Genomic DNA, 26,206 nt, shown 5'->3' on the forward strand with positions numbered 1-26,206 from the left:
GTATTAATTTAGCTTATACATAATAGTAAGATAAATAAAGGTGGTGCAGTTTTACAGTGAAGAATAGTAAATTAATTTTAACAATAATTATTACAGTAATAATTACAGCAAGTATAACTTACGGTATTATACAAACGACTGGTGTAAGTACTGCAATACCCACTAGTAATGAGGATCCCTTTCAAAAATTAAGATCCACTTATGACATTTTAGAAAAAGGCTATTACAAGGATGTAGAAACAGACAAGTTAGTTGAAGGGGCAATAAAAGGAATGGTGGAATCCCTTGAAGACCCATATTCAGTATATATGGATGTTGAGGAAGCAAAGAGTTTTAATGACAGTATCTCCTCTTCCTTTGAAGGAATTGGTGCTGAAGTTCAGGAAAGTAATGGTAGTATAATGATTGTTTCACCTATTAAAGGATCACCAGCAGAAGAGGTTGGTTTAAAACCAAAAGATGTCATCTTAAAAGTCGATGATAAATCTGTTGAAGGTCTTTCTGTCAATGAGGCAGTATTGAAAATTAGAGGTGAAAAGGGAACAAAAGTCAATCTCGTTGTTAATCGTGCAGGGGCAGGGGAATTAACATTCACGATTACTCGTGACACAATCCCATTGGAAACTGTTTATTATGAAGTGATTGACAACAATATCGGTAAAATTCAAATTACCAAATTCTCTGAATCAACGAATAATGAGTTAACCAAAGCATTAACAGAACTACAAGATAAAAAAGTGAAAGGCCTTATTATCGACCTTAGACAAAACCCAGGTGGATTAATGGACCAAGCATTAGCAATGACAGACCTTTTCTTACCGAAGGGAAAAACTATTCTTCAAGTAGAAAATAATAATGGCGATAAGGAAGTATATAAGTCTGAAAATGAAGCAGCAACTGATTTACCGATAACCGTACTAATAGACGGTGGAACAGCAAGTGCAGGAGAAATAATGGCAGCTGCCTTAAACCAATCGGCAGGAATACCACTAGTTGGTGAAAAAACATTCGGTAAAGGAACTGTGCAAACAGCGCAACAGTTTAAAGATAATTCTTCTGTGAAATTCACGACAGCAAAATGGCTGACACCTGATGGAACTTGGATACATGAAAAGGGGATCGAACCACAAATAAAAGCAGCGTTACCTGACTATGCTAAATTACCTTTTATTAATCCAGAAAATGTTCTTAAAATAGGTGATGCATCAACAGAAGTAAATACCGCTCAACAAATGTTAAAGGTATTAGGACATGATGAAATGGAAGGTAACGACTATTTTGATGCTGAGATGGAGAAAGCTGTAAAGGATTTTCAAAAACAACATGATTTAAAAGTAGATGGTAAAATTACCGCTGATACTACGATTAAGTTAATGGAGCAAATTTCTACTAAATTACAAGAGAATGATACACAGTTAGATAAAGCAATATCTATATTAAAAGAGAAAATGTAAATTGAAGGCAGTAACTCAAATTATTTGCATAAACGATGCAAATAATTTGAGTGCTGCTTTTTTAGTTAAGAATCAATATAATAAAAGAAGTTCAAAGGTAACTAAATTACGGATAAGATTCCTTCTTAGTTGAAATTACCTTAGGTTTCTCTTATACTAAAAGTAATAGACTTACTTTTAGTAAGCTATTTGTTTAATGTCCGTTAAAGCAAATCAAACATCATGAAAGAATTTATTTCAAGGGGAGATAATTATGAAGATCAATCTTTGTCCAAAAATGGAAACTGCTTTTCGTCTATTAGGAAAACGTTGGAACGGAATTATTATTCACGTTTTATTAGATGGTCCTAAGCGATTTAAAGATCTGACAGAGATTATCCCTAATATTAGTCAGAAAATGCTTTCTGAAAGACTGAAAGAGCTAGAAAATGAGGGACTATTAGATCGGAAAGTCATTGATGATACTCCTATAAAAGTTTTTTATCAATTAACAGATAAGGGTAAAAAATTAGATGGTGTAATGAAAGAAGTCGGTGCATGGGCTAACATATATTGTATTCCAGAAAGTGAGATATCAGAATGACTAAAACCGTAATCGTTACTGGAGGATCGAATGGAATAGGCAGAGAAATTGTTGTTCAATTTGCTCAAAAGGGTTATAACGTTGTTATAGCAGATATTGATGAAAAGTCAGGAGGAGAACTTGTAAAAAAATGTCATTTGAATTCATTACAAGTAATCTTTGTAAAGACAGATGTTTCTCAGATTAATGATATTAAGGTGCTTATGAAGGAAACGGTAGATCGTTACCATTCTATCGATATTCTTATAAATAATGCAGGAGTTTCAAAGTGGCAATCCCCTTATGATATAACAACAGAAGAATGGGATTCCATCATATCAACAAATCTAAAGAGCGTAATGTTTGCCTCACGAGAAGCAGCAAAAGTTATGAGAAATAACCTGACTGGAGGCAAAATTATTAATCTTGCCTCAACTAGAGCATTTATGTCCGAAAAGAATTCAGAGGCCTACGCTGCATCAAAAGGTGGAATCGTGGCACTTACACATGCTCTAGCTGTATCATTAGGTGATGATAATATCCAAGTTAATGCAATTTCGCCAGGTTGGATTGAGACAGGCGATTATCAATCATTGAGAGAAATTGATCATAAACAACACATCTCAAAAAGAGTAGGTAAACCAACGGATATTGCGAAAGCTTGTCTATATTTAACGATGGAAGATAATGATTTTATAACAGGTATTAACCTGACAATAGATGGTGGTATAACTAAAAAAATGATGTATGAAGAGTAAAGTATATCTTAGTTTTAATTTAAATAAAGCTAGGAGAGAATGTTATTCTATGTGGAAACGTTAAATACAACAAGATGAAATCATTAAATATGGCTGTTTTCACAAAGGTTTTTCTTTGTAATAAGTAGTTCTTTATCCTGAATATAAACTAATTACCTAAATACAAGTTATTAGCCCACTCCATTTACTACTTTCATGAATACTTTTTAGGGTAGGTAAATATTAGAGGAGGTAGTAAATTGGGACCTTATATGATGCGTAATCAATTATCGCGACCACATCCGAATGAACGTTTCTTTTTTGGTGGTCCGTTTGTTGGAGGGTTACTAGGTGGGTTAGTAGGCACTGCCATTTTCAGACCTAGGCCTAGACCACCGTATTACCCTTATGGTGGAGGTTATCCCTATGGGTACGGTTATGGCGGCGGTGGATACGGTGGATACCCGTACGGCGCAGGCGGCTATGGTTATCCGTACAGTGGCGGCTATCGATATTATTAATGAAAAGGAACAATGGTAGTAATATATAACTTAAACAAATATAGAATGTTAGAACAAAAGCGCAGGAGCCCGTACAGCGATTTATGAATTGGATCACTCCGCAATGAGATAAAGGAAACACGAAGAGCGCAAGCGATTCGATGTTGACATATCTTATGTAGGATGGTGAAGTTCACTAGACGCTGGGCTCTGAAGCTGGATGTAACAAAAGTGCAAGAGAATACCCACAGTACAAAAATATTATAGTTTCCTAAAAGATGAAAAAAATGCCGAACATTTTCGGCATTTTTTTCATCTGTAAAATTTGTTAGCTAATAAGTAATATCAACTTCAGATATGCTATGTTCTTTTAATTTTATCAATTGGATTTCAAGAAAGCCATCAACATATCTTGCTTTTGTCCCCTTTCTTTTTACTGGTGAGGGTAGTGTATATTTAGCTGTTTTGTCCGTTTTTTTTGAATCGTTATTGATGATTAATTGATTATTTGTATGTTGGATTTTTATTGATCCCACATTTTTCTCTGAGATTGGCAGTTTTACATAGACAAACTCATTTGTTTCAAAAAGTTCAGGTGGAGTTTGTTTAGGAGAGTTTTCGGTTTGAACTTGTTTCGAAAGTTCTCCTTGAAAGGGAAAACTCTGAGTGAAATCTCCACCAAATACATTCTTCATTACGGACTGTATATAATTTTCAACTTCCTTTGGATTCATTTTATTTAGTTGAGTAGTAAAATCGGTTTGGTTAAATGGAAATTGTTTATTCCAAGGAAACATTTTTTCACATCCTTCAGTGCAGAGTTAGTTTTTGATATTATATGCGCTTAATGAAAAACGGTTAGCAATGCTTATATCTTGTAGAAAGTGAACCTTCACGTTTATAATTGTCATTACATAAGCATTGTGACAAGATGACTTAGCAAAAAATGTGCAACAAAACAAACAAATGAAATAGTGGTATGGACGAATCGAGGGAATAGAATGACAACATCAGATGATAATACTTATAAACAGGGACTTATGTATACAGCAGGTTCTTATTTTCTTTGGGGTATTTTACCTTTATATTGGAAAATGATCGATAATGTTTCAGCAGAAGAAATTTTAGCTCACAGGATATTTTGGTCATTTTTATTTATGCTTGTTTTATTAACCATTAATAAAGATTGGAAAAATGTTATTGATTCAAGTATGCGGATGGTGAAAAAACCACTCTTAATTGTATCTTTAATTATTTCTTCCTTGTTAATAAGTACGAATTGGTTTGTATATATTTGGTCGGTTAATAATGATCATATGATAGAGGCAAGCTTAGGATATTACATAAATCCATTGATTAGTGTTCTATTAGGTATGATCTTCTTTAAAGAAAAGTTGAATTTATGGCAGAAGGTATCGATGTGTGTAGCTGCAATAGGTGTTATCATAATGACACTGTATTATGGAAATGTTCCATGGGTAGCTATCACTTTAGCATTGAGCTTTGGTCTATATGGATTAACCAAAAAAATGACAAAATTCAGTTCAGCTATTGGATTAACATTTGAAACACTTGTTGTAACACCAATCGCCGCTTACTATTTATTGATGATTGCAAGTAATGGTGAATCAGAGTTTTTTGTCTTTGATCTTACAACTAATGCATTATTAATAGGTGCAGGTATTGCAACAGCTATACCTTTATTGTTATTTGCTAGCGGTGCACAACGTATACCGTTATTTATGATAGGTGTTCTTCAATATATTGCTCCAACAATTACTTTATTAATAGGGATTCTATTATATAAAGAGCCATTTACTAGTATAGAAATGGTTACTTTTATGTTTATATGGGCAGCATTAATTTTATTTACATTGTCCAATTCTAAATATTTTCGAAGTGTAGAAATTAAGTTATTGAAAAAAAGTTCGGTTGAGTTGTAAAAATGAAGAAATTGAGGGGAAAACTTTGGATGCGACGGAATTATTAGATGCTTATCGACAACTCTGGACCAAACGTGCATTACCTGTTGAAAATGGAGAGTTGAAAACATTAAAGTCTGCAATTGAAAAAGATCTTAGGGATGAGATGACCCACCCCAGACTTCGGAAAAACAAATACGAGAAATTCCACTTGGCTATTAAAAGAATTGTTTTTTCTTCACTAAATGATAGTGAAAAGGTGGGACTAATTGCTTTCCATAACAATGTGCTTGAAAAATTAGAAGCTAAGAATCTTGAGGAGGAATAAAGATGAACTCAATAACAAAACAGGAAGTACAAGCGTATTTAGATCAGTTCTTAAACAAAACAGTCTATATCCATTTAGAAACAACAACAGGTGCATATAATGCCCATAAAAACGAGGGGAATATGACGGTTGTTGCGTTTATTCGAAATCCAAAGGTGATATATAATCAAGCTAAAATAACAGGGAATGGCCCATTTCGAGTGGGTTTAAAAATGGATGAAGGTTGGATTTATGCGGAAGGGTTGACTGATTGGGTTTATAACGATGAAAATCAATTGTTAATGGCTGGTCATAACTCAGAAGGACAGTTAGCTATTGCTCTGCAAATAAGTGAAAAGCCTTTTCACTATTAAAAGTCGTTCGAATGCTTTGATAAGAACTTTATCCAAATAAATGGTACAGAGGAGAATGAAGATGAGAGAACATGTTCTAGTTATATTACCGCATCCGGATGATGAATCTTTCGGTGTTGCAGGACTAATAGCTCAAAAGAGAAAAGCAGGAATTCCTGTAACGTATGCATGTGGTACGTTAGGTGAAATGGGAAGAAATATGGGAAGTCCCCTTTTCGCAAATCGAGAATCACTTCCACTTATTCGTAAAAAGGAATTAGAGGATGCCTGTAAGGCGATGGATATCCAAGATTTAAGAATGCTTGGACTGCGAGATAAAACGCTTGAATTTGAAAATGATGAAGAATTAGCAGATGTGATGGAAAAGCTGATTGATGAATTGGAACCGACACTTATTGTAACGTTTTATCCTGGTCATGGTGTACATCCAGATCATGATGCGTGCGGTGCAGCGGTTATTAGGGCATTGCAACGTCGTCCAATTGAAAAACGACCATTGACTTATTGTATGGGAATTACAAAAAATCGTGTTGAAATCATTGGCGAACCTGATGTTTTGATTAATATTACTGATGTAGCTGACATAAAATTAAAAGCATTAAAGGCCCACCGTTCCCAAACGGAAGGAATGCTTAAACAAATGGAAGAAAAGTTATTAAATAAGGTACCCGAAGCGCTGAATTGGTTTGAGAAAGAAGTATATTATACGTATAAATGGAATGATTAACATCAATTTAAAAAATAAGGCCCATTTTAAATAATCAAGTTCTAGAACATTATAATAGGAGATACGATCCCCTTTTCTCCACCAAAAAAGCTAATTCACTGAGTGAATTAGCTTTTTTGGTATATCATTCTTTCATTTCTGAGCTGAATAACACGTAATCTTATTGATAAGCATATTGCTCCAGCTGCGAGTCCTGAAATCAAACCGATCCAATAACCAAAAGCATCTAACGTTGTATAACTGGCAAGTAGATAACCAACAGGTAATCCGATAATCCAATAGGAAACTAAAGCCATAATAAATGTAACATTAACATCTTTGTATCCTCGTAATGCTCCTTGAATTGGAGCTGCTATTGCATCTGACAACTGAAAGAAAATCGCATAGATTAAAAAGTCTTGGGTTAGCTGAAGAACAGATGCATTAGATGTATAAATTGATGCGATTTCAGGACGGAAAAAATAGATCAATCCGGCAGAAAGCACAGAGAGGAAAAGTGCCATGCCAATTCCTAAATAACTGTATAACTTGGCATCTTTAAAACGTTTCGCACCAATTTCATGGCCGACAACAATTGTTAGAGCCATTGATATACTAAGTGGAAGCATATAAAGAAACGAAGCAAAGTTAATAGCTGCCTGGTGTGAAGCAATTGTAATCGTATTATATTGACTCATTAACAAGGTAACTGCTGCAAATATACTTGTTTCAAAAAAGATTGCTAGTCCGATAGGTACACCGATTTTTAATATTTCAGACCAAGATTTGATAGATATAGAATAGAAAGTTTTAAATACTTTGTAGTCTTTAAAAGGTATTTGTTTCATAACGATGAAAACGGCTATACCTGTAATACACCAATATGTTATGGCAGAAGCAATACCTGCCCCTATCCCACCAAGCCTAGGAAATCCAAACTTTCCAAAGATAAATAAATAATTAAGTGCAAAATTAATCGGCAATGACGAAAGTGTAATAAACATCGTGACTCTAGTAAAGCCTAGTGCATCAATAAAACATCTGATAACAGCATAAAAAAACAATGGAAGAATTCCAAAAGACAATGCTATTAAATATTGTTTAGCAATATGTTTGACTTCTTGTTCCAAACCCATGTTGTTTAGCAAAGGATCTAATGCAAAATAACCTAGAATGATAACGATAACTGAAATAACGACACTTAAATATAAGCCCTGGACAACCATTTTCGGTACTTCTTGCTTGTTTTTTGAACCTATTAATTGAGCCACTATTGGTGTAATTGATAGAAGAATTCCACTTAATCCCGTATATACAGGGACCCAGATGCTAGAACCAATTGCAACCCCAGCTAGGTCATTTGGATGAACTTTTCCAGACATAGTCGTATCAAAAAAGTTCATAGAGTACAAACCAAGCTGAGTTACTAGGATTGGAAATAAGATGCTTGAAAATAGAATGATTTTATCTCTTTTTGTTGCAGTTCTTTTCAATTGAAATACCTCGTTTCTTCATGTTGGACTAAGAGATTATAACATGATAGAAACAAAATGATATCTATTTTGATTTTTTATCGTCGTTGCGAGATTCTCCTTTAAACATTTGATAATAAAAGAAGCCTAAAGATAAAACCCCAAATATACTAAATGTATATTGAAGCACTTTTTGTGTAATCATTTAACAAAACCTCCATTAATAGTATGGAGAAAAAATTGGAAAGAATACATGAGAAAATGTAAATTGTTTTACATTTTTGCTTAATCGGTACAAAACTTAAGCTATCACGGAAAAAACGAATCATACGTTTATAGAAAAAATCATCATACATTTCATCAAGTCAGATATTGAACAAATTGAAATGATGAAGAGATTGCTAGATGATAGGGGATATTTCCACTTAGTAATCTCCATGGAATAAAACTAGCTTTCGAAAATCGTTCTTTCGTAAAAAATTATTTAAAGTTACTAACCATATACTGAAGTGGGAGTGCTATCAAAAAGTCGAAAATCAATCATCTAGTTAAACAGAACTAGAATCCATTAATGAAAATTTCCTACTAACAACAATTAGGTCTATTCGAGGACAGAATTTTAATAGATTCTGTTTTTTTTTCATTTCTCACTATCTATCTTGAAGAAATGATTGTCATTTCATGTAAGGTTATGTATGATTATAATGATAAAGTTATGTATCTATTTACCTATTTTTGGCTGTTTTGGACCTTTTTCCTCATATTTTTGTAGTTTTTATTCTAATAATCTATTAAACTAATTTTTGTATAGAAACCTAGGAGGTACTGTTTATAATGAAACAAAAATTGATTGGATTGACAGCAACTGCTGTAGTAGGATCATCCTTGTTTACATCCTTTGCGGCTGCAGAGGAAGTGAAAGTGAAAAGTGGGGATACTCTTTGGGGATTATCTCGGGATTACAATACCTCTGTTCAAACATTAAAAAGTATCAATAGCTTATCATCGGATTTATTAAGGATTGGACAAGTATTAGAAATACCAGGCGAAACGAGTAACAATACGTCTGTAAAGGCTCCAACAGTTAGTAAACCAACTAACACAACGACATCAAAAACAATAACATATAAAGTGAAATCTGGAGATTCATTATCGGTTATTGCTAGGTCTTATAGCACAACAGTAAATGAATTAAAAAAACTTAATGGCTTAAAAAGTGATCTGATTCTAATAGGTCAAACTCTAAAAGTGAAAAGTGAAGTAGTTAAGAGCCCGGTAAACGATGGATCATCAGTAAGTGCCCCTGCGAAGACAGGGTCAATTAGTAATGTTACGTATACTGTAAAGCCAGGTGATTCACTTTGGAAAATTGCCAATCAATATAAGTTAACAGTAGCAGAAATAAAAGTTGCAAATAACTTAAAGTCAGATTTAATAAAGATAGGTCAGGTTCTAAAGCTGTCGGGCAAAGAAATAATAAAGCCTGATACTAACAATACAGTCACTCCTTCTACCCCTAGTTCATCAGCTAAAATTGATAAAATGATTAGTGAAGCAAAATCTTTAATGGGAGTACCATATCGCTGGGCTGGGAATACGCCTTCAGGTTTTGATTGTAGTGGGTATATTTATTATGTGCTAAATAAAGTTACATCTGTTTCACGCTTAAGTACTGCGGGATATTGGGATATGATGAAGTCTATTAGTTCGCCTTCTGTAGGTGATTTTGTCTATTTTACAACCTATAAAGCAGGTCCCTCACATATGGGAATTTATTTAGGAAATAATGAATTTATTCATGCGAGCAGTTCGGGTGTGACAATCTCGAATTTAAATAATTCGTATTGGAAAGAGCGGTACTTAGGTGCTAAGCGATTCACAAATTAATTGAGTTTAACCTCAAAAAGACCTACCTTAGGTTCTTTTTGAGGTTTTTTATTTGGAGTCTAATTTCGCGTAAATTGTTGTTTTCCGTACAAAGTACTAGTGAACACGTTGTTAGTATATTATCGTACTCTTTACGCTAAATTACTCTGGAAATCGCTCAGTTTAAGAATTTATATTGAAGTTAAAAGTATTTATTAAGTTCATCGGTTACCCTCTAATTCCTTCCGTTTTCTTTGAATACTACTCTTATTTCTAGTATACTCATGCTTGGTTAGAATTTTTTAGTGTAATATATCAAAGCTTTATAATGATTCATAAGTAATGCAGATAGCAGATGAAAGTAGGATTATATATGGATAATTTACAATCTTTTAATTTACCAGATGAAATAAGAGCCTTAATAAGTGATCGTTATTCGAGATCGGTAAATCAAGATGATACTTTGTTGATTGGGAAGGGTGGATTTACTCCATCAAATGAATCGATTTTAATAGATGCAATGATTGCTTTATCAATAGGTAAAAATATACTGCTGAAAGGACCAACAGGTTCTGGCAAAACAAAGCTTGCAGAAACATTATCTTACTTGTTTCACCAGCCAATGCATAGTATTAATTGTTCGATTGATATGGATGCAGAAGCTTTATTAGGTTTTAAAACAATTGAAAACAATAATGGGTCTACCACAATAGAATTTATTAATGGACCAGTTGTAAAAGCGATGAAGAGTGGTCATTTACTTTATATTGATGAAATCAATATGGCAAAACCCGAGACATTACCAATATTAAATGGAGTGTTAGATTATCGTAGAAGGATTACAAATCCTTTTACAGGTGAAGTTATTAACTCTGATGAATCATTCGGAGTCATTGCAGCTATAAATGAAGGGTATGTTGGAACTGTTCCATTAAATGAAGCATTAAAGAACCGCTTTGTGGTTATTGATGTTCCTTACATTCAAGGTCCAGAATTAAAAAAAGTCTTACAACAACAGTCTAAGCTTAAAGAGGAGTCCTTATTAGATTCATTTACAAAATTGTCAGCTGATTTACTCGTACTTGTATATAACGGACAAGTATCAGAGGAAGCAGCATCGATACGTGCGTTAATAGATACCTGTGATTTAGCTAGATATTTACCACCACTTCGTGCAATCGAACGAAGCATAGTTGATAAGCTCGAGGATGAGAGAGAGAAAGCTGCTATTCGAAATCTAGCAGAAACTTTATTCGAGTGAGGTTCTTACGATGAGATTTATTAAATTTAATGATCAACAGGTTGATTCCTTCCTATTCATGGAACTTTCAGATCTTGCAAAAGCACTTACAAAACGTAAAGATATAGAAGTTGACTATAGTGTTCAGTCCTATCTAGATCCTATAGATAGAAAAATTTATGTAAGTCATTTTTGGGACCATCGTGAAAAGAGTGAATCTGTTCTGGCGTTAAAGAGTGACATTTTTTTAAGGAGTATTGGCAATTTTTATTACACCGATTATACAGAAATTGGTTTGTTTATCGAAAAGGCTAAGAAGCAAAAGCTATTAAGTTTTTCAAAACAATTATGTATATTGCTTGAGGATATTCGTATTGAAGAGTTATGTAAAAAAGAGCGACCTGGTACAACAAAAGCTTTTGAAATAAGAAGAAGCTTATATAGAAAATATTTTGAAAGTCAGCTTACTATTCATTTAGAACGGAATATTATGACAGATGCTCTTTTTAATTTACTTTATTTACGCCTAACAGCACAATCTCCATTAGAACGACATCCTGATTTACCGATTGCTTTAGATCGTGTATTACCATTTATAGAATCTAAAATAGTCCAAGTATATGAAGCTAAACAAACTAAGGAAGTTTTAGAGATCGTTTTAGCTATTTGTGATGTTTTAATCGAAATATTGGAAAAGGATATGCTAAATACGTATTTTTATCTACCAGATTTACCATATGATTCTATTCAAAATAAAAATATTTTTGATGAAATAAAACGGAAATCAAAGTTAAAAAACAAAGATGTACTACAGGATGCCAAAAAAGGTGATGAAGATGTACATGAGGATAAACTACCGACTTGGCATAGTGAGACAAGTAAACCTACAAAAAGTTTTTTACAGTTTGATTTAGAACAAGGAACCAACACGACAATTAATGGCGATGGGATAGTCCGTGAAGGTGATGATGGTGATCAAGCTCTAGCAATGATACAAGGGACTTCGAAAAAGGCAAAGAAGAACGATTATTCAAAGCTAGAGGCACTTGAAAATAAAAGTGATGAGCGAGAAGTCGCAGGGAATTTTGAATATGGGAAAGAAAATAAATATGCTTTTCCTATATTCATTTCAGCTAGACCACCTATAGCAAGTGAAATCGAAAACTATAATCGCGACCGTAATCATGTTTTGTTATTTCAGAATAAACTAAAACTGATGATCCAGAAAACATTAGAGCATAAAAGAACACTTCCAAGGACTGATCTTCATATTGGAAGACTTAATAATAAGCTTTTAAGGTTATTAACAGATGATAATCCGAAACTTTTTTATAAAAAGCAAGAGAAGTCCCCACAAATTGATGCAGTATTTACTTTATTAGTAGATTGCTCTGCATCAATGTTCGATAAGATTGAACAAACGAAAATGGGGATTATCCTATTTCATGAAACACTTAAGTCCGTTTCGGTTTCTCATCAAATTGTTGGATTTTGGGAAGATACGAATGAAGCTTCTAAAACAAAACAACCAAATCACTTTCATACGGTCATTTCTTATGAAGATTCCATCAAACAGAAATCAGGACCTGAGATTATGCAACTTTCACCTGAGGAAGACAATCGTGATGGCTATGCAATTAGACATATGACAAAACAGATAATGAAACGAAATGAAAAACAAAAATTTCTCCTAGTATTTTCTGACGGTGAACCGGCAGCAATGGGTTATGAAAGAAATGGTATTATCGATACACATGAAGCAGTGCTAGAAGCCAGAAAGCTTGGTATAGAAGTTATGAACGTTTTTCTATCCAAGGGTGAAATTGATGAGGCAACAAAAAAAACAATTCAAAATATATATGGTAAGTATAGTGTTTTTGTTGATAAAATCGAAGAGCTACCTGATAAGCTATTCCCTTTGTTGAAACGACTATTATTAAAGACGATATAATCTATTAATTGCCTCTAGATCTATACAAGATACTAGAGGCATTATTTGGTAAATGGGTTGTTTGAAAGTAATAGAACTCGTTAACGCAGATCTATCTGTAAAATCACAAATATATATACTTTAATATAATAAATATTGTGCTTTTTTTAGACAATTTGGTGTATGATGGAATTAAGTAATAGCAAGTTTTTAGTTTGACAATTCTGATAATTCAAAACAGTTTCATCTTAGGTCAGAGGTTGGGTAAAAAGATTATATTTTTTGACTTTTTTTATTGAAACTTGCTTGGAATGTAGACTTAGCAATGTTAAAATAGTCTTGGAAGCGTTTTAATATCATGCTACTATACTTGCAACAACAAATAATATTGTAGGATAATATTTATCCTTCCTAAGCATCAGAAGAATTTCTGATCATTTAAAGAATAGTTGGGGGTAATGTTAGATGTCAGAAGGCACACTTAAGCGGAAATTCCCTTGGGAAGAATTCCATGGTCCAAACCTCGGCTATGTCATGGAGCAATTTGATCGTTATAAAGTAGATCCAAACTCTATTGACATAGAATTAAAAGAAATTTTTGATGATTGGGGTTCTCCTTCTATACAGACTAATCAAATGACAACATCAGCAGAGCATGAATCTATTAATGCTGATAAAATGACTAAAGTTGCAGAAGCAGTCAATTTAGCGACGAATATTCGCCGTTATGGACATCTAAATGCATCAATCTATCCGTTAGAAGAAAATACTGAAAAAAATGAATTTCTATTACTAGAAGAATACGATTTAACAGAGGAAGACCTTAAAGAAATACCTGTAAACCTTTTATGTAAAGATGCACCAGAACATGTAACAAATGGGTTAGAAGCCTACCAATACTTAAAAGAAGTATATAAAAGTTCGATTGCATTTGAATTTGCTCATGTACATAACTATGAAGAAAAAACATGGTTAGTAAAAATGGTAGAATCAGGCACAATCTTTCATGAACTATCAAACGCTAAGCGTACAGCTATACTAAAGAGATTGTCAGAGGTTGAAGGTTTTGAACAATATCTCCATCGTACATTTGTAGGACAAAAACGCTTTTCGATCGAAGGATTGGACATGCTAGTTCCAATTTTAGACGAATTGATTTCTAGCGGTGTTCAAGTAGGAACCAATACGATAAATATTGGAATGGCTCATCGTGGTCGTTTAAATGTGTTAGCCCATGTACTTGGAAAACCATATGAAATTATTTTCTCTGAATTTCGTCATGCACCAAATAAAGAATTAGTTCCATCCGAAGGTTCAATAGGTATTAATTATGGTTGGAGCGGTGATGTTAAATATCATTTAGGTGCGAATAAACAAATAAAGGATGATAATACAGTTCGGGCAAAAATAACGTTAGGTAACAATCCGAGCCATTTAGAATTCATTGATCCGATTATTGAAGGTTATACTCGTGCTGCACAAGAAGTACGGACTGAAAAAGGATACCCTAAGCAAGATGTTAATGCATCTATGTCAATTTTAATTCATGGGGACGCTGCATTTCCTGGAGAAGGAATAGTCGCTGAAACTCTTAACATGAATAAGTTGACAGGTTACCAAACAGGTGGAACGATACATATCATCGCAAATAATATGATCGGTTTTACAACGGAAAGTCGTGATTCGCGTTCTACTAAGTATGCAAGTGACTTAGCAAAAGGCTATGAAATACCGATTGTCCACGTTAATGCTGATGATCCTGAGGCTTGCTTAGCAGCTGTTTATATTGCCATGGAATACAGAAATAAATTCAAAAGCGATTTCCTTATTGATTTAATAGGTTATAGACGTTTTGGTCACAACGAAATGGATGAACCAGCAATGACTCAGCCAAAGCTTTATGAAAAGGTTAGAAAACATCCAACAGTTCGTGAAATCTATGGAGATAGACTAAAAGATGAAGGTGTTTTAAAGTCAGCAGATATTGAGAAAATAAATGAAGATATCCAATCAACATTTGAAAAAGCCTTTCAAAAAGTTCCAGATAAAAAAGTAGCACAGGTTCACGAAATTAAATTGCCTAAATTTGTTAACAGTGGCTTACCAGACTTAAAAACATCTGTAAATAAATCACAGTTACTGAAATTAAATGATGAACTTGTGAAATGGCCGGAAGATTTTAATGTGTTTTCTAAGCTTCAAAGAATATTAGAAAAACGAGCAAAGTCGCTATCTGAAGATAGCAAAGTAGAATGGGCATTAGGTGAAGCTTTAGCATTTGCATCCATTTTAGAAGATGGCACACCTATCCGATTATCAGGACAAGATTCACAACGTGGTACTTTTGCACAGAGACATATCGTTTTACATGATGTTGAAACGGGAGATTTTTACTCGCCGCTTCATCGTTTACCAAATGCCAAAGCTTCATTTGCTGTTCACAACAGTCCACTTTCAGAAGGATCTGTCATCGGTTTTGAATATGGATACAATGTGTATGCACCTGAAACATTGGTATTATGGGAAGCACAATATGGAGACTTTGCAAACGCTGCCCAAGTATTTTTTGACCAATTTATTGCTGCAGGTAGAGCTAAATGGGGACAAAAATCTGGGTTAGTCATGCTATTACCACATGGTTTTGAAGGGCAAGGTCCAGAGCATTCAAGTGGACGTTTAGAACGCTTTTTACAGTTAGCTGCAGAAGATAGCTGGCAGGTTGCAAATCTGACTAGTGCTGCTCAATATTTTCATATTTTACGCCGTCAGGCTGATTTATTAAAACGTGAAGAAGTAAGACCATTAGTTATTATGACACCTAAGAGCTTATTACGAAATCCACAAACGATCTCATCACTTCAAGAGCTAAGTGAAGGAGAATTTAGACCAATAATAGAACAACCAGGGCTAGGGAAATCTCCTGAAAAAGTTAAAAGATTGGTGTTATGTAGTGGGAAAGTATCAATTGATTTGACAGATAAATTAAATTCTCTTGAAGGTGAGCAAGACAGTGTTCATATCTTGCGGGTGGAAGAGCTATATCCATTCCCTAAAAAGATTATTTTATCCATTCTCGATCGTTTAGTAAATCTTGAGGAAATTGCTTGGGTTCAAGAAGAGCCACAGAACATGGGTGCTTGGTTGTTTATTGATCCTAGATTGCGTGATATTGCACCAGAAGGCGTCCCTGTAAAATATATAGGGAGACGAAGAAGACAAAGTCCTGCAGAAGGTGATCCAAATATCCACAAAAAAGACCAAGACCGAATTGTAACAGAAGCATTAACATGGAATAAGTAACTGACCATTTGCTATATAACAAAGTGAAAAATAAGGACTTGCTTTCAATCATTATTCGCTGTTAATGACTTACAATACATTAACAGCGAGAGCTACTAGTAAGCAAGTGCTCTAGGGGGAACCAAAATGGCTGAGATTATAGTACCAGAACTGGCAGAATCTATTACTGAAGGAACAATTGCTCAATGGCTTAAGAATCCAGGCGATGCAGTTGAAAAAGGTGAGTATCTATTAGAAGTTGAAACAGATAAAGTGAATGTAGAATTAACTGCTGAATTTTCAGGAGTCTTAAAGGAATTACACAAAGAATCTGGAGATACGGTTCAAGTTGGAGAAATAATAGGGGTTATAGATGAAAGTGGTAAAGCTTCATCTGAGTCTACAAAAACAGAACAGGAAACAGCATCTGTAAAAGAGAATAAAGAAGAAACACCTGAAAAAATGGTTGTTGCTGAAAAAGATGAAGATAACAAACAACGGACAATTGCCTCACCAGCAGCTAGAAAGCTAGCTCGTGAACGAGGGATCGATTTAAAACAAGTTCAGGTGAATGATCCACTTGGCCGTGTTCGTAAACATGATGTTGAAGCACATTCAGAAAAGCCTGTTTCAACGGAGCAAGCACCTTCAACTCCAAAGGCGCCTGTGAAACAAGTTGTTGCTCAAGAACAACCGGGTAAACCTGTAGAGCGTGAAAAACTATCAAGACGTAGACAAACTATTGCTAATCGCTTAGTTGAAGTACAACAAACAGCTGCAATGTTAACGACATTTAATGAAATTGATATGACTGCTGTTATGGATCTTCGTAAGCGTCGTAAAGATAAATTTTTCGAACAGCATGATGTCCGTTTAGGATTTATGTCATTCTTTACAAAAGCTGTTGTAGCAGCATTAAAACAATTCCCATTATTAAATGCTGAAATCCAAGGCAATGAAGTCTTAAAGAAAAAGTTTTATGATATTGGAATTGCTGTATCAGCACCAGAAGGTCTAGTTGTACCAGTAGTACGTGATGCAGATCGTTTAAACTTTGCTGGTATCGAAGAAGAGATATTAAATCTTGCTTTAAAGGCTCGTGATAATAAACTAGCTTTAGGTGATTTACAAGGTGGTACATTTACGATAACAAATGGTGGAGTATTCGGTTCATTGTTATCAACACCAATTTTAAATGGCCCGCAAGTTGGTATCCTTGGAATGCATAAAATCCAACTGCGTCCAGTTGCTATTGATGCAGAACGAATGGAAAATCGACCTATGATGTATATCGCTCTTTCGTACGATCATCGTATTGTTGACGGAAAAGAAGCTGTTAGCTTTTTAGCTACAGTTAAAGAACTTCTTGAAGATCCAGAATCTTTATTATTAGAGGGCTAATAGAAAAAAACAGGCTTTTATCCAAGGCATCCTACTTATTCAAAGTCTGACTACTGGAGCAGAATGTTGAAGTGGTTATCCAAAGTATAAGGATTTTATAATTTCCTAGACAGGAAAAAAGGAATGGTGGTTCCCATCATTCCTTTTTTTTGAACTTTTTTACTAGCCTGATAGTTTGTGGTGGGAATAACCAAATTCGATTATTGATAAATGAATTTTATTTGTTTTTATCATGGAGATATATTCTTAAAAAATTAGCAATTTAAATTATAGTGGTAAAATGTTAAAATGATAACCTATATATTTGTTTGTGAGGTATTGGTTATTAGATTGATTTATACAAAATCATGACTAATCTAACTAGCATACAGGAAAAAACATCGAGGTGATTTTGTGGGGAACAATGTAGAGCAATGGTCTTCAAAGGTAGCTTTTATTCTAGCTGCTGCAGGCTCCGCAATAGGTCTAGGAGCTATATGGAAATTCCCATATGTTGCGGGTACTAGTGGGGGTGGTGTTTTTTTATTAATCTTTATATTATTCACTTTATTGGTAGGTTTGCCACTATTAGTAGGTGAATTTATAATTGGAAGAAGCACTCAAAAGGATGCAATTCAATCTTATAAACAAATTGTCCCAAATTCTTCATGGCATGTGATTGGTCGATTAGGGATTGTTACTTGTTTTATCTTACTATCATTTTATAGTGTGGTAGGTGGATGGGTCTTAATTTATCTATTTAAGGGGTTAACTGGAGGGTTAAGTGGACTCACAGATAAAGAATACGGTGACTTATTTGGACAAAGTATCTCTAATCCAGGATTAACTGTTTTTGCCCAGCTATTATTTTTATTGATAACGATATTTGTTGTTTCTAAGGGAGTTTCAAATGGTATTGAGAAGGCGAGTCGCTTGATGATGCCTGCCCTTTTTATTATATTTTTAATCTTAATAGTTCGATCCATCACATTAGATGGAGCTATGGAAGGTATTATATTTTTCCTTAAACCAGACTTTACAAAATTAACATCTGAGACGATCTTATATGCGATGGGTCAATCGTTTTTTGCTTTAAGTGTTGGGGTATCTGTAATGGTTACGTACAGTTCTTACCTATCGAAAAAGGAGAATCTTCCACAAGCTGCTATTTCTATTGTCGGCTTAAATTTATTAGTAGCTCTATTAGCAGGATTAGCTATTTTTCCAGCAGTATTCTCATTTGGTTTAGCACCTGATGCAGGACCAGTATTGTTATTTAATGTACTGCCAATTGTATTTAACCAAATGCCGTTTGGTGTTTTCTTTTTAATAGCCTTTTTACTATTGTTTTTATTTGCAACATTAACATCAGCTTTCTCTATGCTTGAAATTATCGTGGCTCCACTGGCAAAAGGTGTTGAATCGAAACGGAAGAAGTTTTCCTGGCTGATAGGAATTTGCATTTTTATTGTTGGTATTCCTTCAGCATTATCTTATGGTATTTTAAGTCATGTGACGATTTTTGATGAATCAATCTTTGACGCAGCTGACTTTTTAGTTAGTAATATTTTGATGCCTCTGGGTGCACTACTAATTTCAATTTTTGTACCACTTAAACTATCTAAGGGAACTCTTTTTAATGAGTTATCTCAAGGATCTTCGATTAGTAAAAAACTTTTTGTTATTTGGTATGTATTATTAAAATATCTAGCGCCAATTATCATCATTTTAGTATTTTTAGATAGTTTAGGTATTATATAAAACGACGTTACAACTGAATCCTAAAAAAAGGGAGATGACTTAATTTTGTCATCTCCCTTTTTTATACTACTCTCGAATTTTAATGCGCTCATTACGTATAGGATTGGTGTATAGCTGCAAACTCTAGGCGACTAATGACCTTCACATGCCTTATTCAATAAGAGTTAACATCGAATTGTTTTCGCTTTCGCTTTTCGAACTTCCTGTTTATCTTATACGTCGCTAAACTAGCGCCGGCACTTTTCTAGGAAGACCCTGTTAAAAAGGTTGCCATTTTAATTGTTGTGCTTCATGAAAACGTCTTTCTACCTCTCGCCAATTTACAATATTCCACCAATTATCTACGTATTTTTTCCGATCATTTTTATACTGAAGGTAATACGCATGTTCCCAGACATCTAAAACAAGTATTGGGACCACATCCCATTGACTTAGATTTTGATGTTTCTCAGCTTGAAGAATTTCTAATCGTCTGGAGCGAGGAGACCAAACTAAAATAGCCCACCCAACTGCCTCTACATTTTTTGCTGCTTCTGTAAAATGCTGCTTAAATTTTTCATAGCTACCAAAAGATTGAATAATCTCCCTCATTAATATTCCTGAAGGCTGACCTCCACCATTAGGACTCATGATATTCCAAAAAATTGTATGAAGGTAATGTCCTGCACCTTGGAATGCAGCTTCTCTTTCCCAGTGTTTAATTAGGCTATAATTATTACTCAAACGGGCTTGTTGCATCTGTTTTTCTGCTTTGTTTAAACCTTCTACATAGCCCTTATGATGTTGATCATGATGAAGTCTCATAATTTCCTTATCAATATAAGGTTCTAATGCATCATAATCGTAAGGCAGTGGTGGAAGTGTATGTTCACCAATTGGAACCGTACCGGCTTGAATACGTAGACTTTCATTTGTTTCACTTTCATTTTGAATATCGAGGTAAGCATCAAATTGTAAGTATAATTTGTTTGCGCGATCATAAATCTCCATAAAGGGTAGAGTATTTTCCGCCATTAAATCTTCTTTAAATACGGTTACTTGTTGTTTCCATTCTTCTAATTCATTTCTATCCACGTATTCACGTAATTCGTTAAATGAACGATCATAACTCTCTAACATTTCCTCACACCAGTGTCTCATTTTACTATTGTAATCTTCCGACAAGCCAATCCCTCCTTAAATACAGTCGTTGACAATATATGCTTGTGATTCAAAAGGTTGATTTTTTAGGGAATCAACAAATAAGATTTTTTTAAGAAAAGGTGAGAATTGTTAAACTTTTGTCTAGTAGCGTCAATATAGATAAAGTTTTATAAGCTTATACAATTAATATCTAAAAACTAGGAAGCTATTAAACAGCCCTGATATTTTCATTCTTAAATAAAATTCCATTCTTTTATCAGTGATTTCGTCCATTCATATTCATAGAATTTGAATATAGTACTAGTAAGACAATGAAAGGAGGAATAAATTATGAGTAACTTATGGTTCCCAGGAAGAAGTAATAGTGACGATAGCAACAAAAGTGGTGATTCTAGAGCGAAAGCGAAAGCGAAAGCAAAAGCAAATTCTGGTGATTCAAAAGCAAAATCGGGTGATTCGAAAAGTAAGAGTCGTTCAGATGTAGATTTTGAAAATGATAATTGGTTAAAAAATGATACAGACGTTGACAACGAAAACGATATTAAAACAGTTGATAAAAATACAAATAATGCAAATGTATATAATTCGGGTAATGCAAAAGTTAACGTAGATGTAAATGTAGATTCAAACTCTGATTCTACTTCACGCGTTCGATCAAGAGCAACAGCTGATTCTGAACAGGATCAGGATAACGATCAGGATAACGAACAAAATAACGATCAAGATAATAATAATGACTAAGAATAGTTATTAAATAAAGTAATTTTAATATGATGGTGGGGAATGGATATACCGTTCCCACCTCTTTTATTCAAAGAAGGTGGATAGCTATTTATATGCAAAAAGGAAACAATGGTGATAGTTCTATACACTCATTTAATAGAGTAGCGAATAAAGATCCAGATAATAATCATTCAACTATTGGCGGAAGTGGAAATTCAGATGTTGATATTTATATAAATATAGAAGTAGACACAAGACCAATCGGATACGCTATGTTATGTTCTTTACTAGCAACAAAACAAATATCGAATGAAGATTTTGAACATGCCGTTTCAAAATGGGAACATCTTTCATACAAGAAGGAAAAAGGAAGCACTCTTCCTTCTGAAAGAGATAAACACTCTAATGTACCTGGTTTACGGCTCTTTGGACCAACTAGAAGTTAATGGAATGTCATTAACTTCCTTACATACATAAAATCAGATTTACCGATTGTTAAGAAAGTGTGCTAGTGTTAACAGAGGGAAAAGTTGATTATAACTATGATAATTTATATAAAATTGTCCTGGTAAGCCAATTCCAGTTGGATACGTTAATGAATTTTTTTGCTTAGATTCCTGGAGTAACCATGTAAGTCCTTTTTTTACGGAATCTCTCTTCTTACCTCCTGATTGAATAATCGCATCCAATGCCCATGATGTTTGTGCAGGTGTACTAAACTGTAGTGGGATATACTGTTTTTCGACACTACTTTCGCATGATTCCCCCCAGCCACCATCAGAAAGCTGGATAGCTTCTAACCATTTTATTGCCCTTTTTATTGTAGGGGAGTTTACTGGCACCCCAACGGAAATGAGACCTGTTATTGCTGCCCATGTACCATATATATAGCAAACACCCCAACGACCGTACCATGAACCATTACCCTCTTGATTGTTTACCAACCAACGTACACCTGCTTTAATGCTAGGATGATCTAATGTAAGGTTCGCATAATTACCAAAAAACTCAAGTGTTCGACCGGTTAAATCAGCTGTTGAAGGATCAATTGCAGCATCTCCTGAATTGTCCAAAGGAAGGTATGTTAGAAGCTCAAAATCAGTATTTTTCTCAAAAGCTGCCCAGCCTCCATCTGCATTTTGCATCGAAAGTAAGTATATCACTCCTTTATACCAAGCATGACTTAGCTTTCTATTTGTCATTGATTCTCTTGTTATTGCTCTTAACGCTGCAGAAGTGTCATCATTATCTGGGTTAATTGTATTATTATGAGAAAAGCCCCAGCAACCAGGATGGATTGATGGGTTGTGGATCTTCCAATCCCCTTTTTTTGAATGTTGTTTCGATAGAATATATTTGGTAGCCTTTTTTATCGTGGGTGTTTGAACCGCAACGTTAGCTTCTTGTAATACATAGGAAATTAACGCGGTATCCCAAACGGTCGAGGTTGAGTTCTCTAAATGAATCCCATCACATTCTTCTGTGACCAGTTTTTTTAAACCATTTATTGCTGTTTTTATGATGGGGGAATCCTTCTTATAACCTAATGCTAATAGACCATAGATCATAAAGAATGTAGCACTTGCATAGCTATAAAGCGTTCCATCTTGTTCAATTCTTTTAAGGATATATCTTTCTGCACGCTCATAGCCTAATCGATGAAGATATTTCGGAAGGTGATAGAGTTTATACATTTCATGGACAAACCCCTTGTTAAAACGAACGTGATCAAATACATCCCATTCATTCATATCAGCAGTAGATGTGGAACGATTAGTAAGATGATCAAGGTTCGGAGTGTTTTTCGAATGAAGTGTAAATTTTTTATTTGCAGCAATCATCATTGGAATAAAGTGAATTCTTGCATAGGAACTAAACTGAAAAAAATTAATTGGAAAAGCTGTAGGTAGAAGAAGAAATGTCATAGGTATATAGAAGAATGTAGGCCACTGATATAAGCCATGAACAGCTAGCATCCATTTCGTCATAAAGTGAGTTTTGGAAATACCGCCATTATTATTTATGAAAATTTCTGCCTTTTTTAAAAAAGGATGGTCTTGATAATAATCACCAGAAAAGAGCAATGCTGTATATGCTTGGACAGTTGAAGATAGATTACCACCCAATTCATCAGGATATGCCTTCCAAGTTCCCTCTTCAGATTGTAAGTGTATAATCCTATCCGTTAATTTCTTTATTAAAACCTCTTCGTTTTTAATTTGTAACGATCTTAATGTAATAATCATAAATGCATCAGTCATCAGACCACCTTCGAAACAAAATTTCCAGGATCCATTATTTAATTGTAAATTGGTTAACTTCTCTATTCTAGTTTCAATTTCTCGGATTATCATCTCTTTTGAAACCATAGGATTATTCACCTCATACTATGAGTATGCATGCTGTTTTCGTGATATGTTAAAGGAAAAAAAACGAATTAACTATCACTATTATTCATTAGGGCGGGCGAGATAAGAGGTTGTAACATGATTGCACTCCTTTTAAGAAATAGTTTTTCTCGATTTTCAGAATGAACATGCAATTTGCATTTTCTTAATTATCATATAAAATAAGAAGAAAGAAGAGAGGAATGATTCATTTGATACATAAAACATGGCAGTCGACATCACCAATTATGAAAGTAACCTGTGTACATACAAATGCAAAAAAATATATGGTGAACAATGCACTAACTACTGGTAAACAGTATGATGTACAAAATGAAACTGAAGAATTTTTCTTTGTAATAGATAATACCGGTAAAGTTGGCGGTTATTATAAAGAATATTTTGAGGTGCAATCTTAATAAGAGGCTGTTTTCATTGATGAACAAAGAGCCTATTAAAATGTAGAGGTGGCCAAGGGGTCATCTTTCTTCGTATGTTAAGAATTAGACTACTCAGTCTTAGCATAAACAAAAAAAGTTAAGGGAATAATTCGTAACTTTAAAATAAAGAATGCTAGTTATCGTTATCAAGAAAGAGGAGAGGGATATGGGTGAGATGAGTATAAACATTAGGGATGCCGGGTTTGCAGATCTCGAGAAAATTATCGAGATTTATAATACTTCTATACCTGGAAAGCTCGCAACAGCTGATTTATCTGAAATAACGGTTGAAAGTAGGATATCATGGTTTCATGATCACAATTCGCATCATCGTCCATTATGGGTAATTGAAGAAAATAAATTGATTGTGGGTTGGCTAAGCTTCCAATCATTTTATGGGAGACCAGCTTATAATGGCACCGCAGAAGTCAGTATTTATCTAGATCCCCTTGTACATGGGAAAGGCTATGCTCGTATATTACTTGAAAAGGCAATATCACAGAGTGCTACATTAGAGATCAAAACATTATTAGCATTTGTGTTTGGACATAATAAACCGAGTATTAAATTATTTGAAAAGTATTTTTTTGAAAAGTGGGCACACCTGCCAAAAATTGCTAATATGGACGGTGTTGAAAGGGATCTACTTATTCTTGGTAGGCGAATGAACGAATAAATTGATGGAACACTAGATATAATTCCTTTGCGGTTGAATAGTATCTATAAGGTATAACAAATACTTAATAAAGTGAAATTCAAAATAAGTTGAAATTAGAAGGTGAATCCATGCAAGATCAATTATTTACGCATAATGATTTAGACGGTGTGAGCTGTGGAATTCTAGCCAAATACGCTTTTAAAGACAACATAGATGTACAGTACCATTCAGTCAACAGTCTTGACTATCAAGTTGAAAAATTCATTAATGAACATGGAAATCAGACAAGTCACCAACTTTACATAACTGATTTATCCGTAAACAAAGAGAATGAAATAGGATTAAATGAATATTCTGCAAAAGGTGGAAAAATAAAATTAATTGATCATCATAAGACAGCCCTTCATTTTAACCAATATGAATGGGGAGACGTAAAGGTCGAAGAGTCCGAAGGAAGGCTAGCTTCTGCAACATCCCTTTTTTACAGTTATTTGGTTAATCAAAATTTAATACATTCAACCACAGCATTGGATGAATATGTTGAGCTAGTAAGACAATACGATACGTGGGAATGGGAAAAGAAAGAAAATATAAAGGCAAAAAGACTAAATGATCTTTTATATATGCAATCTATTAATGAATTTGAGGAAAATATGCTGGAACGACTTAAACAAGATGAACATTTTTCATTTGATGAATTTGAAGAAAAATTACTTGATATAGAAGAGAAAAAAACCGAACGTTATATTCGTCGAAAAAGAAGAGAATTAGTTCAATCCTATATAGGTGACATTTGTGTTGGTATTGTCCATGCTGAATCTTATCACTCTGAGTTAGGTAATGCACTTGGTAAGGAGTATCCTCATTTAGATTGTATCTCAATTTTGAATATGGGTAGTAAAAAAATTAGCTTCCGTACGATTCATGATGATATAGATGTCTCTAATTTTGCCTCAAAGTACGGTGGTGGTGGACATGCTAAAGCAGCTGGTTGCCAATTAACCAAGGAAGCGTATAAGGTGTTTATCGAAAAACCATTTAGTATCAAGCCACTAAAAGAAGATGCAAGGCATAATCATTATAATAACAAGCAGAGGTGCGCTCTTTATGAAAATAAGGCTGATGAACAATATCTCCTTTACAAAGATGCGAAAGAGCAATGGGTGATTGAAAAGAATCATGTCTTGCTGAAAGAGGCATATCAATCGTATGACATGGCAGAAAGATTCTTAAAAAGGTCATATTCAGTGGGTCTTGCCAAGGATGACCAATTAATTAACTATTTGAAACAATCTTATAAGCAGAAAAAGTAAAAAAAGAGAATGACTCAGTCATTCTCTTTTCCGTTAGCAATTGCAAAGGGAG

The 26,206-nt window shown here is 34.1% G+C and carries 23 protein-coding genes; 19 read left to right on the top strand and 4 right to left on the bottom strand.

Annotation, left to right across the window (positions count from 1 at the left end; all coding sequences use genetic code 11):
• The first annotated feature begins 56 nt into the window (after window positions 1-56).
• The 4 genes from AC6CHR_RS19645 (at window position 57) to AC6CHR_RS19660 (ending at window position 3,274) form a co-directional block, all read left to right on the top strand.
• Window positions 57-1,454, top strand: coding sequence for a S41 family peptidase (locus AC6CHR_RS19645; RefSeq protein WP_498250716.1), 1,398 nt, complete (start codon window positions 57-59; stop codon window positions 1,452-1,454).
• A gap of 253 nt (window positions 1,455-1,707) precedes the next feature.
• The gene (locus AC6CHR_RS19650) at window positions 1,708-2,037 is read left to right on the top strand and encodes a winged helix-turn-helix transcriptional regulator (protein WP_498250718.1); all 330 of its coding nucleotides are present in this window, start codon (window positions 1,708-1,710) and stop codon (window positions 2,035-2,037) included.
• The gene (locus AC6CHR_RS19655) at window positions 2,034-2,774 is read left to right on the top strand and encodes an SDR family oxidoreductase (RefSeq protein ID WP_498250719.1); all 741 of its coding nucleotides are present in this window, start codon (window positions 2,034-2,036) and stop codon (window positions 2,772-2,774) included. The genes AC6CHR_RS19650 and AC6CHR_RS19655 overlap by 4 nt, the downstream gene beginning before the upstream one ends.
• A gap of 239 nt (window positions 2,775-3,013) precedes the next feature.
• Window positions 3,014-3,274: a hypothetical protein gene (locus AC6CHR_RS19660; RefSeq protein ID WP_498250720.1), complete on the top strand. Its 261-nt coding sequence runs from the start codon at window positions 3,014-3,016 to the stop codon at window positions 3,272-3,274.
• Between the two features lie 311 nt (window positions 3,275-3,585).
• On the opposite strand, the gene AC6CHR_RS19665 is transcribed toward AC6CHR_RS19660, so the two are convergent.
• Window positions 3,586-4,050 (bottom strand): Hsp20/alpha crystallin family protein, encoded by a 465-nt coding sequence (locus tag AC6CHR_RS19665; protein ID WP_498250721.1) that lies wholly within the window; start codon window positions 4,048-4,050, stop codon window positions 3,586-3,588.
• Window positions 4,051-4,254: 204 nt separating this feature from the next.
• Between AC6CHR_RS19665 and rarD the strand changes: the two genes are divergently transcribed.
• From rarD to bshB2, 4 genes are all read left to right on the top strand, one after another.
• Complete coding sequence (gene rarD / locus AC6CHR_RS19670) at window positions 4,255-5,196, top strand: EamA family transporter RarD (RefSeq protein ID WP_498250722.1); 942 nt, start codon at window positions 4,255-4,257, stop codon at window positions 5,194-5,196.
• Between the two features lie 25 nt (window positions 5,197-5,221).
• Window positions 5,222-5,503 (top strand): protein YoyC, encoded by a 282-nt coding sequence (gene yoyC / locus AC6CHR_RS19675; RefSeq protein ID WP_498250723.1) that lies wholly within the window; start codon window positions 5,222-5,224, stop codon window positions 5,501-5,503.
• 2 nt (window positions 5,504-5,505) lie between these two features.
• Window positions 5,506-5,856, top strand: a complete 351-nt coding sequence (locus AC6CHR_RS19680; protein ID WP_498250724.1) for a YojF family protein — start codon at window positions 5,506-5,508, stop codon at window positions 5,854-5,856.
• 61 nt (window positions 5,857-5,917) lie between these two features.
• The gene (gene bshB2 / locus AC6CHR_RS19685; RefSeq protein WP_498250725.1) at window positions 5,918-6,583 is read left to right on the top strand and encodes a bacillithiol biosynthesis deacetylase BshB2; all 666 of its coding nucleotides are present in this window, start codon (window positions 5,918-5,920) and stop codon (window positions 6,581-6,583) included.
• Window positions 6,584-6,690: 107 nt separating this feature from the next.
• Here bshB2 and AC6CHR_RS19690 read toward each other — a convergent pair whose 3' ends face one another.
• A complete protein-coding gene (locus AC6CHR_RS19690; protein WP_498250726.1) occupies window positions 6,691-8,055 on the bottom strand; it encodes an MATE family efflux transporter in 1,365 nt (454 codons plus the stop codon).
• 813 nt (window positions 8,056-8,868) lie between these two features.
• Here AC6CHR_RS19690 and AC6CHR_RS19695 point away from each other — a divergent pair.
• The 6 genes from AC6CHR_RS19695 (at window position 8,869) to AC6CHR_RS19720 (ending at window position 19,490) form a co-directional block, all read left to right on the top strand.
• Window positions 8,869-9,921, top strand: coding sequence for a C40 family peptidase (locus tag AC6CHR_RS19695; RefSeq protein ID WP_498250727.1), 1,053 nt, complete (start codon window positions 8,869-8,871; stop codon window positions 9,919-9,921).
• Between the two features lie 352 nt (window positions 9,922-10,273).
• Window positions 10,274-11,161 carry an ATP-binding protein gene (locus AC6CHR_RS19700; RefSeq protein WP_498250728.1) on the top strand — a complete coding sequence of 296 codons (888 nt, stop codon included), beginning with the start codon at window positions 10,274-10,276 and terminating at the stop codon, window positions 11,159-11,161.
• A gap of 10 nt (window positions 11,162-11,171) precedes the next feature.
• Window positions 11,172-13,091, top strand: a complete 1,920-nt coding sequence (locus AC6CHR_RS19705; RefSeq protein WP_498250729.1) for a vWA domain-containing protein — start codon at window positions 11,172-11,174, stop codon at window positions 13,089-13,091.
• A 444-nt stretch (window positions 13,092-13,535) separates the two neighbouring features.
• Entirely contained in the window at window positions 13,536-16,370 is a 2,835-nt protein-coding gene (gene sucA / locus AC6CHR_RS19710; protein ID WP_498250730.1) for a 2-oxoglutarate dehydrogenase E1 component, read from the top strand.
• Window positions 16,371-16,496: 126 nt separating this feature from the next.
• A complete protein-coding gene (odhB, locus tag AC6CHR_RS19715; protein WP_498250731.1) occupies window positions 16,497-17,750 on the top strand; it encodes a 2-oxoglutarate dehydrogenase complex dihydrolipoyllysine-residue succinyltransferase in 1,254 nt (417 codons plus the stop codon).
• Window positions 17,751-18,143: 393 nt separating this feature from the next.
• Window positions 18,144-19,490: a sodium-dependent transporter gene (locus tag AC6CHR_RS19720; RefSeq protein WP_498250732.1), complete on the top strand. Its 1,347-nt coding sequence runs from the start codon at window positions 18,144-18,146 to the stop codon at window positions 19,488-19,490.
• A 258-nt stretch (window positions 19,491-19,748) separates the two neighbouring features.
• On the opposite strand, the gene AC6CHR_RS19725 is transcribed toward AC6CHR_RS19720, so the two are convergent.
• A complete protein-coding gene (locus AC6CHR_RS19725) occupies window positions 19,749-20,630 on the bottom strand; it encodes a superoxide dismutase (protein WP_498250755.1) in 882 nt (293 codons plus the stop codon).
• Window positions 20,631-20,963: 333 nt separating this feature from the next.
• On the opposite strand from AC6CHR_RS19725, the gene AC6CHR_RS19730 reads away from it, so the two are divergent.
• Window positions 20,964-21,374 (top strand): hypothetical protein, encoded by a 411-nt coding sequence (locus AC6CHR_RS19730; protein ID WP_498250734.1) that lies wholly within the window; start codon window positions 20,964-20,966, stop codon window positions 21,372-21,374.
• Window positions 21,375-21,469: 95 nt separating this feature from the next.
• Window positions 21,470-21,802 carry a hypothetical protein gene (locus tag AC6CHR_RS19735; RefSeq protein ID WP_498250735.1) on the top strand — a complete coding sequence of 111 codons (333 nt, stop codon included), beginning with the start codon at window positions 21,470-21,472 and terminating at the stop codon, window positions 21,800-21,802.
• Window positions 21,803-21,841: 39 nt separating this feature from the next.
• On the opposite strand, the gene shc is transcribed toward AC6CHR_RS19735, so the two are convergent.
• Complete coding sequence (shc, locus tag AC6CHR_RS19740) at window positions 21,842-23,725, bottom strand: squalene--hopene cyclase (RefSeq protein ID WP_498250736.1); 1,884 nt, start codon at window positions 23,723-23,725, stop codon at window positions 21,842-21,844.
• A 230-nt stretch (window positions 23,726-23,955) separates the two neighbouring features.
• On the opposite strand from shc, the gene AC6CHR_RS19745 reads away from it, so the two are divergent.
• From AC6CHR_RS19745 to AC6CHR_RS19755, 3 genes are all read left to right on the top strand, one after another.
• Window positions 23,956-24,162 carry a DUF6501 family protein gene (locus AC6CHR_RS19745; RefSeq protein ID WP_498250737.1) on the top strand — a complete coding sequence of 69 codons (207 nt, stop codon included), beginning with the start codon at window positions 23,956-23,958 and terminating at the stop codon, window positions 24,160-24,162.
• A 187-nt stretch (window positions 24,163-24,349) separates the two neighbouring features.
• Window positions 24,350-24,859, top strand: a complete 510-nt coding sequence (locus AC6CHR_RS19750; protein WP_498250738.1) for a GNAT family N-acetyltransferase — start codon at window positions 24,350-24,352, stop codon at window positions 24,857-24,859.
• Between the two features lie 110 nt (window positions 24,860-24,969).
• Window positions 24,970-26,154 carry a DHH family phosphoesterase gene (locus AC6CHR_RS19755; RefSeq protein ID WP_498250739.1) on the top strand — a complete coding sequence of 395 codons (1,185 nt, stop codon included), beginning with the start codon at window positions 24,970-24,972 and terminating at the stop codon, window positions 26,152-26,154.
• Window positions 26,155-26,206: the final 52 nt, after the last annotated feature.

Source organism: Metabacillus sp. GQ13 (assembly GCF_059758525.1).